We start from the raw sequence: 12066 nt of genomic DNA on the forward strand, positions 1-12066 counted from the left end.
GCGAGCCCTACCCCATCAGGCTCGCCAGATCGGCGTCAACCAGCTTCGCCGGCTCGACCCTGGTCCGAGCGTCCACAAGCGCCTGCAGAGTGTCACCGTCATCCCACATGTTGACGTTCATCGCAGCCTGGACGGCACCGTCCCGCAGCCAGAACGCGATGAACTCGCGGGACGCCAGGTCACCGCGGACCACCAGCTCGTCGCTGAACGGCTCGGCCAGGCCCCGGAACTCCATGCCAAGGTCGTACTGGTCGGAGAAGAAGTACGGGCTCGCGATGTACGGCTCTCCCCCGCCGAGCAGGTTCTTCGCCACATGCGCGCCCTGGTCCTTGGCGTTGGCCCAGTGCTCGACGCGGATCCGCCGGCCGTAGCGCGGGTGGGCGTGCGCGGCGATGTCACCGACGGCGAACACGTCGGGCGCCGAGGTGCGCAGGCTCGTGTCGACCTGCACGCCGCCGTCGTCGGACAGCGCGAGCCCGGCTGCCTGGGCCAGGTCCGTCCTCGGCTCGGCGCCGACCGCGACCAGCACCAGGTCGGCCGGCACCTCGCTGCCGTCGTCGAGCCGCACGCCAGTGGCCGCACCGTCCGTGCCGAGGTACTCGACGACGCCCACATCCAGCCGGAACGTGACGCCGTGGGACTCGTGCAGCGTGCGGAACACCCCAGCCACCGTGTCGCCGAGCACGCGGTGCAGCGGCGCCGGGAGCGGGTCGATCACCGTGACGTTGGCGCCGTGCTTGCGGGCGGCGGCCGCCACCTCACAGCCGATCCAGCCGGCGCCCACGATCACCAGGTTCTTGCCCTCGGTCAGCTCCTGCCGCAGAGAGCGCGCGTCGTCGAGGCGCCGCAGGCGGCGCACGTTGTCGAAGTCGGCCCCGGGCACCCGCAGGCGCCGGGGCGTCGAGCCGGTCGCGAGCAGCAGCCGGTCCCACGGCTCCGTCGTGCCGTCCAGCTCGACGGTCCGGTCGTTCACGTGCACGGCACCGACACGGGTGCCGAGCCGCAGGTCGATGTTCTTCTCGGCGTAGAACGACTCCTCGTGCACCCAGTCGGGGTCGTCGGTGTCGCCGAGCATGATGCCCTTGGACAGCGCGGGCAGCTCATAGGGGCGGTGTCGCTGTTCACCGATCAGCAACAGCTCGCCGTCGTAGCCCTGCTCACGCAGCGCACCGGCGGCCGAGGCACCTCCGAGTCCAGTGCCAACGATCACGATGCGGCGCGGGTCAGCCATGGTAGGTCATGCCTTCCTTTCAAGACGGACAGAGCGCGTCACAGCCAGGTAGGCGTGGCGTCTGACTTCTTAAACGACAATCCCGGGTGGGCGGATCAACTGCCGGAGGATGAGCGATGTGACGAGTCACAAGGAATGGGCGATCGTGTGTCGGGACGTGGCGGGCCGGCGCCGCGACCTGACCGTCTTCGTGCGGCAGGGGCGCGTCGTGCTGGTCGCGCCGCCGGGCGAGACAGCCGTGCTCACCCCGCTCGACGTGGGACGCCTGCGGGCCGCGCTCCGTGACGCCGTGGTGGACGCGTCCCAGGGGCCGGCGGACTGACACCTCCCTATGCCCCCGGCCAGGTGTGCACCGGCTCGTTCGTGTGCATGTGCGCCGCGTAGCGACGAGTCATCTCCCGTAGCGCCTGTTCACGCGCCACCCCGCGGCTCTCCTCCAGGGAGCGGACGGTGTCGACCTGCCACGTCGCGCCGTTGCGGCCGGAGATGCAGCGCTTCTCGATGATGCCGAGCAGCCGGTCCCGCTGGGCCGGGGCGACGCCCCACGCGTCCAGACCGGAGTGCGCGAGCGGCAGCAACCGGCGCAGGACCAGCTCGGTGACAGGCACGTCGCCGATACCCGGCCAGTACACCCGAGAACCGATCCCGCCCCGCGCCGCCGAGTGGAAGTTCTCCTCGGCCGCCGAGAAGCTCATCTGCGTCCACAGCGGACGCTCCTGGTCGGCGAGCGCCCGGACCAGGCCGAAGTACAGCGCCGCGTTGGCCATCACGTCCACGCACGTCGGCCCGGCCGGCAGCACCCGGTTCTCCACCCGCAAGTGCGGACGGCCGTCGACCACGTCGTAGATCGGCCGGTTCCAGCGGTAGATCGTGCCGTTGTGCAGCCGCAGCTCGGACAGCTGCGGCGTCCCGCCGGCCGCGAGCACCGCGGCCGGGTCCTCGTCGTCACACAGCGGCAGCAGCGCCGAGTAGTAGCGCACGTTCTCCTCGAACAGGTCGAAGATCGACGTGATCCACCGGTCGCCGAACCACACCCGGGGGCGCACACCCTGCGCCTTCAGCTCGTCCGGCCGCGTGTCGGTGGACTGCTCGAACAACGCGATCCGGCTCTCCGCCCACAGCTGCTTGCCGAACAGGTACGGCGAGTTGGCCCCGAGCGCAACCTGGACACCCGCGACGACCTGGCTCGCGTTCCAGAAGTCGGCGAACCGCTCCGGCGCCACCTGCAGGTGGTACTGCACGCTCGTGCACGCCGACTCGGGCGCGATCGTGTCCGCGTGCGTGACCAGCCGTTCCTCACCTGCGATGCTGATCTCGAGGTCCTCACCGCGCGCCGCGAAGATCTGCTCGTTGAGCAGCTTGTACCGCGCGTTCGCCGACAGCGTGTCCACGTTCATGTGCTCGTGCTGGAGCGTCGGCAGTATGCCGATCATCACGATGTTCGTGTCGACCGTCTCGGCCTTGCCCTCCGCCGCGTTCAGCGAGGCACGCAGGCTGTCCTCGAACTGGGCGAGCCCGTCCGGCCCCAGCTCACGCGGCGCGAGGTTGACCTCGATGTTGAACTGGCCCAGCTCGGTCTGGAAGTCCGGGTCCGCGATCGCGTCCAACACGTCGGCGTTCTTCATGGCCGGATCGCCGGCCGCGTCGACCAGGTTCAGCTCGACCTCGAGCCCCGACATCGGCCGGTCGGTCTCGAACGCCGACTGCTTGAGCATCTGAGCGAACACGTCCAGACACAGCCGGATCTTCTCCCGGAACCGCTGGCGGTCCGCGCGGGTGAACTCGGTCCGCTCGACATCCTTGCCCATCCGCATCGCCCCACTAGGTGAATGTGGTCATCGGAAGCCTCGCGCCAAGCATCGTCCCCCGCAACCTGCGAGATCAAACCAACCTACCGGGCTAAGCTCCGTCAGGTGACCGACAGTTTGGTGTGGATCGACTGCGAGATGACCGGCCTCGACCTCAGCAAGGACGCGCTGGTCGAGATCGCGGTCGTGGTGACGGACTCGGAGCTCAACATCCTCGACGAGGGAGTCGACATAGTCATCCACGCCGACGATGCCGTGCTCGACACCATGCCCGACATCGTCCGCGAGATGCACGCCAACTCAGGCCTGACCCCACTGGTCCGGGCCTCGACGGTCACAGTCGCCGAAGCCGAGGCCCAGGTGCTCGACTACGTGCGCAAACACGTCCAGGACGCCCGCACCGCGCCCCTGTGCGGCAACTCCATCGCGACCGACCGCGGCTTCATCGCACGCGACATGCCGGCCCTCGACGCCCACCTGCACTACCGGATGATCGACGTGTCCTCCATCAAGGAGCTGTGCCGGCGCTGGTACCCGCGGATCTACTACGCGCAGCCCGACAAGGGCCTCACCCACCGTGCGCTCGCGGACATCAAGGAGTCCATCCGCGAACTGCGCTACTACCGGGGCACCGCCTTCGTCCCCCACCCCGGCCCCACCAGCGAACAGGCAAAAGCCGTGGCAGAGGCCCTGCTGAGGCCCAACCCCTAACCGATTGCCAACCCCCCGAGGCGGCACGTTACGATATGCGCGCCGCCAGGCAATGGTGGGTGTAGCTCAGCTGGTAGAGCACCTGGTTGTGGTCCAGGATGTCGCGGGTTCAAGTCCCGTCACTCACCCCAACTCTTTTGTGGTATTCGGGCAGGTCAACGGCCTGTTTGACGGGCCGGACGCGTAGGTGGAGCGACCGGCACAGCTGGGGATGTCCGAATTTGGGAGCCAGATGGGAGAGGCGCGCGAGCGTCACCGCTCCCGGTACGGCTCCAGCAGCTCGTCCAGCACTCGCACGGGTGATCGGGAAGCCAGGCGCGCACGCGCCGCAAGTGCCTGCTCCCAGAGCCGCTGAAGCGCCGCCACGAGTGCGTCTCGCATCTCCTGCGTGGGGTGGGCGTACGTGCCGCGCATGCCGGGCACCTCGTGCCCCATCCGTTCGGCCTGGAGCACGTAGTGGACACCCGCGTTGTCCATCATCGGCTGGTGCCCATGCCGGAGCCCATGCGGCGTGATTCCGGTCACCAGCGGTGCCCAACACGCCAGCGGCACGTCCTCCCCTGGCTGTTGTCCCCCACCGGCGCACCGGCCGCCATGCCCGTCGTGGGCGATCACCGTGTCATCGACACGCAGCAGCTGCGTCCGCTGACAAACCGCACACCGGGCACGCCCATCGCCCATGGTCACCAGCCGAACGTGCCCCCGGCCGGTCGGCGGCGTGAACCGCACGCCAGGCTCCGCCGCCGGCCACGGTGGCACCGGGGTACCCGGGAACCCGTCGCCGACGTCCACCAACACCGGCATCGCCGGCCTCTTTCCGTTCTTCGGGTACCAGCCGTCAGCGGCCGGCCGAAACAGCCGAACGGCGTAGTTCGACCGGCGAAAGTGCGACCCATCCGAGCCGAGGAACAAGTACTCCCCTCCCGAACACCACGTCCCCGTGCCCTTGCAGTGGCATCGTGCCGGCTTCACCCGACTCAGCAGGTCATCCAGGAACGGTGGACTGTCGATGGGCCGGATCGATCCGTCTTTCGGGCGGCCACGGTAGAAACGACCGTTCAACTCGTACAGTTTCCAGGCGACTTTCAACTGCCCCGGCCGAATATGGCTCGACGACAGGCCAAGTAGTTCACTCCAGCGCATGCCGGTATACGCAGCGGTCGACATCATGACGAAGTCCGCGTCACGACCGGACAACAGCGCGCACCGTTCAGCCAGCAACAAGGCTTGCAGCGGCGACGCCCAGGACTTCTCGTTCCGCTCAGCCTCCTCGATGCGCCGTTGCCCCTTCCGGCCCTTACCCCGGCGTCGCGCAGCTGGGTTGAGCGACAGGTAACGCGGGATCGCGTCATTCAGCAGGTTGGTGAATGTCGAGCGTGCTTCACGCGCCGTTCCTCGCGACACCGGTAGTTGCCGCTCCCACTTCACGATCTCCTCCGGCACCTGCTCTAGCGCACGCAGTTCCCAGTCACCGAAGCGCGGCAGGATGTGTACTTCGATGTAGTACCGGTAGTTGTCCAATGTGCTCAGTTCAAGGTCGAGGCTCGGGAACCACACGTTCACCCACTCCGTCACGGTCATGCTCGTACGCGGGTCCACGTAGGTACGGTTCCGAATGGCCGCCTCTTGGTCCCGGCCGTAGTCCAGGGCATCGTTCTTCGTCTCGAACCCCGACCGTGACGCCAACCGCCCGTCGGGCGCCTCCCATCGCGCCCGCCACAACTTTCCACGCTTTTCCGCAAACGCCACAGCAGGACCTTTCCTTTTCGTTCAGAACTGGGATTCAGGAGGCCAGGCGACGGGGCCGCGGGCGCAAGGGGACGAATCCGTCGGAGGGTTGGCGACTGGTCTCGCGCCGCCTCCGACCTCGTCGTTCAGAACGAGGCGGCGGGGCGGTGGCAGTGCCGCCCTGCTCGCTGAGTCGCACAATCTCCGCCAGGTGCTCCGGCGTGAATCGGTAGGCCCCGCCCAGCAGCGAGAACGGGATCTGACGTGCCGCCGCACGACGCTCCAGCCAGCTCACCTTGACCCGAAGGATCTCGGCGGCCTCGTACTTGGTGAAGAGCACGAGATCCTGGGCAGCGGTGCCACTGCTTGCAGGTGTGGTGTTCATGGCGTGGTCCGTGCTCCGTTCTGGTCCGCCAACATCGGCGCCGTGCGCCCGCGTGGTGGGGCGATTTGGAGGCGCTGGTGGCGAACCGTCTGGGGTTGGGTGGCCTTGTTGCGGCCACACCGCACTTGGAGTGGTTACGTTCTGTGTTGGGTCGAGAGGTCGTGCTGTAGCCGGGTGGGGAAACATGACCCGCAAAACCGCAAACCCGCGAAAGGGTGGTTGAGCTGCGGTAATGGTTGCGGGTTTGGGTTGTTGGTTGCGGGTTTGAAACCCGCAACTTGGGTAGGAGATGCCCCCGCGCTCTTTCAAACCCGCAAACCCGGGAGAAACCCGCCAGGTGTTTGTGCTGGTCAGGGTGGGTTTTGCGGGTTTGCGGGTTTGCGGGTTTGGTTTTCGGGGTCGTTGACCTCGACCCAGTAGGTGCGGGCGTTGGTGTGGGTGTCGGTTGCGCTGCGTAGCACGATGTTGCCGCGCCAGCGTCCGACCTGGCCGGTGAGCAGGCGACCCAGCGATTTGACGGTGAGGAGTTGACCGGACGCCCTGGTGGGGAAGGTTCCGGCCCAGGGGTCGGAACGGCCGGGTTCGGGTTCGGCGTGGGCACGAAGGTTCGCCGCGGTGACCTGGCGGTCTTCGAAAAGACGGTGCCAGGTGTGGAGGAACTGGGCCCACTCGTTGGCGTCGTCGTCCAGGGCGGCGTTCTCGGTGTGGTTGGCCAGGAAGTCGGGAACACCGTGGTGGTCGAGGAACCCGCCAAGGTGTTGGGCCCAGCGGGTGAACTGCCTCATCTGCGGCACCCCGCCGTCCCCGACGGCGGCCTGGGTGGCGCCGTGCCGACACCAGTCGACAACCAGCACCAGCAGGTGGTGCAGCACGGTGGCTTGGTTGTCCGGGTCGAGGATCCAGGTGTCGAGGTTGGGGATGGAGAACCCGGAGCGGGCTTCGGGGTGTGGGCAGTCCGGGTCGAGACGCACCCACACGGAGCGGGTGGCCATGTCGCCGCCGGTGCGCAGGTTGTTGCCGGTGGCCAGCCAGGTGCGGTCGTTGGGGAAGGTAGCGGCGATGTTGGAGCCGAGCCGGCGGTCGGTCCAGGTGCGTTCGGTGATCAATCGGGCGAGTACCGCGCTGTTGATGACGGTGCCTTCGATGAGGTTGTCGAACAGGATGGCGCCGACCTGGTCGGCGAGCACGGTGGTGACTTGCTTGCGGAGTTCCTCGTCAGCGTCGGTCCAAGTCAGCACCCGCTGACCCACGAGCAGGCCGATGCAGCTGGTGAGGATGGTCTTCCCGCTGCCGGGCATGGTCGCGTCGACGATCCCGAACGGGGCCAGGGCTCGGGTGTAGGGACGAAGGATTGGGGTGACCAGCAGAGCAAGGTAGTTCGCGCGGTCGGCCTTGCTGCGCCAGGGAAAATCGGCGAGGAGCTGGTCGAGCAGGAACGCGACAGCGTCGTCGACCTGCCCCGGGGTGGGCCGGTCGGGCACACGGTCCATGCGGGTGCGGGTGGTGAGGTAGTAGCCGGTCGCCGGGTCGTAACCGGGGTCCTGCAACAAAGTGCCGTCCGGTCGCAGCACCGGCGCGGAGATCAGGCCGCGCAGGGTGGGCAGACCGGGCCAGTGCGGGTCGGACAGCACCGCGGACAACACCGTGCGATTGGGAGTGACCGGAAGCTCGGCGTGGCCGTCCTTGCCCGCGGCGCGGTACTCGATGACGTCAACGTGCTTGGCCAACAGCGCGGCCAGCCGCGGCGGGCTGAGCGGAGACGCCGCCAGCGGGAGCGGCGCGTCCTCGTCCCCAGCGGCCGGAGCGGTGCCGGACACGGGTTCGACCACGATCAGCTCCCCGTCTCGCACGTAGGTGTCGGGGATGCCTCGGTCGTCGAGCAGGCCGGTCAGTGTGCGGATCGCATCCGGGTCACTGGTGATCCGCACCTTCGGGCGGGCTGGTGGCTGGTGGGTGTGGCTCATCGGGTGAGTCCTTCATCGGCGAACGCGGCGGTGATCGCGGCGTGGATGTCGCGGTCGGTCTGCTGCGCGTCACGGCCGGCAGTGGTGAGCAGACCGACGCCGATGGCGTGATCGAACCCGGCGAGGATGGCGCGGGCTACTCCGCGGGCAGCGCCGTAGAGGGTGTACCGCCGGCGCCCTTCCGGCGCCCGGCGGACCGCCGCCAGGCAGGCGTCCACCAGCATTTCGGGATGCTTGACCCGTCCACCGGGCGGCGAGAAGCCGCTGGCTGGTCGACCCGCAGTGAGGGTTGGTGCGGGGCTGGCCGCTACAGGCGGAGCAAGCACCGTTTCGGCCAGGCGCGGGGGCATCTCCTCGGGTGCCCGTTCGTCGAGCCACCGGTACAGGCGGCGGGTGATGGGGTGGACCGACGGCGGCAGCACGACATAACCGCCGTCCGCCTTGACGTCCACCCCGCTGCGGCCGGGCAGTGGCCGGGACAGCACCGGTTGTCCGGGGTGACGGTAGAACAGGTGCCAGCCGTCGTTGCCGGTCCCGGTGCACCGCGTAGGCCCCATCAGGTCGGGGTCGTAACGGCCGCCGTGCCCGGGATCGATGTCGATGACCACCACGCCGGCCCCGGCTGGCGCGGCCCCGGTCCGCACGGCCAGCAGCCCGTCCGGGTGGGACGCGATCATCGCCTGGATGCGGTCCACCGAGGTGGTGGCGGCGTAGAACCCGTGACAGGTCAGGTGCGGGCACGCTTCGGGGTTGTGCGCCCCGGGTTCACGCTGTTTCGGGCAGTCCGGGCAGTTCGCCAACGGCCGCTTGGTACGTCCGAGCAGGAACACCGGCCACCCCCAGCCAGCGGCCGAGATCGCGGCGGTCAGCAGGTCGGCCGGACCGGAGGTCACGAACCTCTCGCCGGTGGGCGGCGTCGGCTTGCCGGTGGTGGTCACGCGGCGGTCACCTCGTCTCCGGTGATGGCCTCGACCACGGCGGCGACCAGGTCGCGGGCGGCGGGTGGGGTGACGGCGTTGCCGGCGAGTTTCACCTGTTCGCGTTTCGAACCGAGGAGCACGAAGTCGGGGTGGAAGGCCATGCCGAGTTTGATCTCGTCGGGCATGAGCATGCGGAACAGGCAGTCCTCCACGGCGATGCCGGCTTCGATGAGCGCGTCGCCCTGGACGGTGGTCTGGGTGGGCAGCGGTGCGCTGACCGGGCGGGCCATGGAGGTGCGGTCGTAGGGGATAAGCAGGTTCGGTGCCCAGATCAGGCTTTGGTGTCCGGCGGTGGTCAGGGTGCGCATGGGTTCGGTGACCGGGGTGGACATCGCGCCGTTGCCGCCGCGGCTGTTGTTGTTGCGCATCAACAGGGCGTGGTGCAGGCCGTTCGCGGCGAACGTGTCGAACGGTTCGTTGGTGGTCTTGGGTCGGTTGTTGTTCCGCATCGGCACCACCACCGGCGGCATCACGATGCCCTCGGTCTCGCGGGTGGTGCGGGTCCGCATCGGCTCGGTGGTTGGTTGGGCGTCGGTGTTCCAGGTGCCACCGGCCGGCACCAGCAGCCCGGTCTCATTCCGGGTGGTCTGCGTGCGCGCTGGCACGCTCGCGGGCGCCGCAACCTTGCCGTCGCGGCCCTCGACCGGCACCAGCAGCGCGTGCGCGGTCGTACCGGCGACGACGGTCCGCATCGGCTCGGTGATCGACACGTTGCCGCCGTGGGTCCGCAGCACCGTGAGGAACGGTGGACAGGCGAGGGCTTTGCTCGGGGTGGTGTGCAGGGTGCGCAGCGGGTCCTCGACCGGCCAGGCCCGCACGCCGGGGCGGCGTTCGAACGTGTTCCCGGCGGCCTCGATGATGGTGGGGCGGGCGTAGCGGCGCAGCCCGGCTTCGATCCGGGCGAGGGTCTTCGGGGCGAGAGGCCGGGCGCGGTCGCCGATCCGATCGCCGGGTGTGGACCAGTCGATCGCGGCCGCGGCCGGCAGCACATAGGGGTGCACCACACTGTTGCGGCAGGACGTGGATGGGCAGCGGTAGACGTACTGGGCGCCGTAGCGGCCGTACGGCTTCACGGGGTTCTTCGGCGCGTAGAGCGCGGTGACGACCTGGTCGCAGGTCGGGCACCACGCCCGGGGGCGGGTCCACTTGTCGAGGTCGGGCGCGGGGTAGCGCTCCAGGGTGAAGATGAAGTAGGCGCGGCCCCGGAACTGCGGCGCCGGTTCACCGAGTTGGTGACAGAACGCCGAGTCCAGGGTGATGATCTGGCAGCGGTAACCCAGCCGCCGGAACCGCGCCAGCCACGCCTTCAGTCCGGACCATTTCAGGATGTCCGGCACGTTCTCCACGATGATCGCCTTGTACCGGTGGTGGTCGGCGAACCGTGGCACGTCCTCCATCAACGCCCGCGACCGCTGCGCCGCCTCGGTGGGCAGCGGCCGATCGTCCTCACCGAACAGCGCGCCCTGCTCGTCGTTGACGGCGAAGTCCTGCGTCTTGCCCTGCCCTTGGGACCAGTGGGTGCATTCCGGGCTCCACCACGCAATGTCCGTGTACGGGTAGCGGCGCGGGTCCACCTGGGACAGGTCGGCGATGTCGTGGTCGACGTGGGGCAGGTTGGTGTTGTGCGTCTCGATGGCCAGAGACCAGTGGTTCGCGGCCATCACCACCCGCACACCGGCCACCGCCTCGGCGCCGCTGGAACTGCCGCCCGCACCGCAGAAATGATCGGTCATGGTCAGCACGAGCCGCTCCTGTCGGATCCGTTGTCCGCCAGCCGCTCGTGGATTGCCGTACGTACCATGGGACTTCTCTCCACTTCCGTGGTTGTGGTGGTGGTTGGGAACCCCGACCCGGTGAGGGATCTGCTTGCCGGCGTTCGTCACCGGGCCGGGGCGGCTCTACTGCTGCTGCGGGTTCTCGGTGCGGCGGATGTCGCGCAGGAAGCCGTGCAGGACCGACAGGGAGTCGTGCCCGGCCGGGGCCGGGGTCCGGTGCAGGTGGCTGCGGAGTCTCGACAGCGCACGGTCGGCGTCCGCGGCGGCTTCCTTGAGGGGTTCGGGCCACGGGTTACCAGTGGGGTTGTGGCCGTGGAAGTAGTGGTCGCGGACGTTGTCGGCGCAGGTCTTGGCGAGCGTGGCCAGGTCGGCGGTGATGCCGTGGATGGTGGCCATCACCGCGACCAGGTCGTCCAGGTCCTTGATGTGCTGCGGAAGCGTTCCGCGCTCACCCCGGTGCCGGTGCAGGCCAGCGGCGTGGGTGGCGGTCTTCGTGCTCGCGCGGGCCGCTTCGAGGGCTTCGACGGTACGACGGGCCTCGGACATAGTGGGGTTGATCTCCTTTGCTGTAGCGGGTTTCCGGATGGGCGAGCGTCAGGTCGCCTAAGTCGTGGTGGCCGGGTCCGGTGCCGGGCCCCAGGTCGAGGGCCGGTGGTAGGCGCGCCAGCGGTGGACCGCGTTGCGTCCGGTCCTGGTGGTGGCGATCAGGGCGCCGTGGCCGGGACAGGTCCGCTGTTGGCGGGTGGTGAGGTAGTGCGCCGTGATGAGCTGACAGACCACGACCGCCACCTTGTCGGGCACCGGTTCGGCGGGGCCGCGTTCGGTGCAGCGCCGGACCTGGTCGGTGTCGTCGAGGTGCAGCGGGGCGGTCTTCTCGTCGGCGATGTCGGCGAGGACGGTGTGGGCGAGGTCCATGTCGTTCACCCCGGCCCCCGGCGGCGTGCTCTCCCGGGGCGCGTGACCAATCGGGGTGGGTACGGGATCACCGAACAGGTCCACCTGGTCGACGTGAACGGGTTGGGGTTGTGGGGACATCAGCGACTCCTTTGTGGTGACCTGCGTGGACTGGACAGGGATGCCGGGCTAGCGCGGGAGGCGACGCGGTGACAGGCGTCCGGCTTCGGCCAGAAGCGGTGCGAGCCGGGCGATGGAGCGCCAGTGCATCCGGACCAGACGGGTCGCGTCGGCGTGGACCGTCGAGGGGTTCACCTCGCGGCCGAGTGGGGTGTGTCGGCGGGCGCGGTAGAGCCGGTCGTCGGTAGCGCAGCTGACGTCGATGCCGACATCGGTTGAGCGGCACCACTCGAGTTGAGCCACCCGTCCGGCGACCAGGCCGGTGTGGACGGCGCGTTCCTGGTCGACAGTGCGGATCTCGGTCTCGGTCTGGACCAGCCACACATGCCCGTGCGCGGCCGCACCGTGGCCCCTCACCAAGATCTCGTCGATGTCCAGACCCACCGCGCGCCACACGATCGCGTGCCCCA

The 12066-nt window shown here is 68.9% G+C and carries 12 protein-coding genes and 1 tRNA gene; 3 read left to right on the top strand and 10 right to left on the bottom strand.

All coding sequences use genetic code 11. The features are described 5' to 3' along the window. Nucleotides 1-7: 7 nt before the first annotated feature. The gene (locus VF106_RS01875) at nt 8-1231 is read right to left on the bottom strand and encodes an NAD(P)/FAD-dependent oxidoreductase (protein WP_330837759.1); all 1224 of its coding nucleotides are present in this window, start codon (nt 1229-1231) and stop codon (nt 8-10) included. A gap of 109 nt (nt 1232-1340) precedes the next feature. Between VF106_RS01875 and VF106_RS01880 the strand changes: the two genes are divergently transcribed. Next, nucleotides 1341-1553, top strand: a complete 213-nt coding sequence (locus VF106_RS01880; RefSeq protein ID WP_414638829.1) for a hypothetical protein — start codon at nt 1341-1343, stop codon at nt 1551-1553. Between the two features lie 7 nt (nt 1554-1560). On the opposite strand, the gene VF106_RS01885 is transcribed toward VF106_RS01880, so the two are convergent. Next, nucleotides 1561-3039 carry a glutamate-cysteine ligase family protein gene (locus tag VF106_RS01885; protein WP_330837761.1) on the bottom strand — a complete coding sequence of 493 codons (1479 nt, stop codon included), beginning with the start codon at nt 3037-3039 and terminating at the stop codon, nt 1561-1563. Between the two features lie 105 nt (nt 3040-3144). On the opposite strand from VF106_RS01885, the gene orn reads away from it, so the two are divergent. Then, on the top strand, nt 3145-3750 hold the full coding sequence (gene orn, locus VF106_RS01890) for an oligoribonuclease (protein ID WP_330837762.1): 606 nt from the start codon (nt 3145-3147) through the stop codon (nt 3748-3750). 55 nt (nt 3751-3805) lie between these two features. Further along, nucleotides 3806-3881: transfer RNA gene (locus tag VF106_RS01895), tRNA-His, on the top strand. 121 nt (nt 3882-4002) lie between these two features. On the opposite strand, the gene VF106_RS01900 is transcribed toward VF106_RS01895, so the two are convergent. The 8 genes from VF106_RS01900 to VF106_RS01935 form a co-directional block, all read right to left on the bottom strand. Next, entirely contained in the window at nt 4003-5349 is a 1347-nt protein-coding gene (locus VF106_RS01900; protein WP_330837763.1) for a tyrosine-type recombinase/integrase, read from the bottom strand. A gap of 184 nt (nt 5350-5533) precedes the next feature. Further along, a complete protein-coding gene (locus VF106_RS01905; protein WP_330837764.1) occupies nt 5534-5863 on the bottom strand; it encodes a helix-turn-helix domain-containing protein in 330 nt (109 codons plus the stop codon). 350 nt (nt 5864-6213) lie between these two features. Next, nucleotides 6214-7827 carry a hypothetical protein gene (locus VF106_RS01910; RefSeq protein WP_330837765.1) on the bottom strand — a complete coding sequence of 538 codons (1614 nt, stop codon included), beginning with the start codon at nt 7825-7827 and terminating at the stop codon, nt 6214-6216. Then, nucleotides 7824-8765: a bifunctional DNA primase/polymerase gene (locus VF106_RS01915; protein WP_330837766.1), complete on the bottom strand. Its 942-nt coding sequence runs from the start codon at nt 8763-8765 to the stop codon at nt 7824-7826. Before VF106_RS01915 ends, VF106_RS01910 begins: the two co-directional genes overlap by 4 nt. Next, the gene (locus VF106_RS01920) at nt 8762-10540 is read right to left on the bottom strand and encodes a DNA cytosine methyltransferase (protein WP_330837777.1); all 1779 of its coding nucleotides are present in this window, start codon (nt 10538-10540) and stop codon (nt 8762-8764) included. Before VF106_RS01920 ends, VF106_RS01915 begins: the two co-directional genes overlap by 4 nt. A gap of 165 nt (nt 10541-10705) precedes the next feature. Continuing rightward, nucleotides 10706-11128: a hypothetical protein gene (locus VF106_RS01925; RefSeq protein ID WP_330837767.1), complete on the bottom strand. Its 423-nt coding sequence runs from the start codon at nt 11126-11128 to the stop codon at nt 10706-10708. A 57-nt stretch (nt 11129-11185) separates the two neighbouring features. Then, nucleotides 11186-11617: a hypothetical protein gene (locus tag VF106_RS01930; RefSeq protein ID WP_330837768.1), complete on the bottom strand. Its 432-nt coding sequence runs from the start codon at nt 11615-11617 to the stop codon at nt 11186-11188. Between the two features lie 48 nt (nt 11618-11665). Beyond that, nucleotides 11666-12066: hypothetical protein (locus VF106_RS01935; protein ID WP_330837769.1), on the bottom strand; the 401-nt coding region annotated here is incomplete at its 5' end.

Origin of the sequence: Actinophytocola sp., from assembly GCF_036378875.1 — a bacterium.
Taxonomy (GTDB): Bacteria; Actinomycetota; Actinomycetes; order Mycobacteriales; family Pseudonocardiaceae; genus Actinophytocola.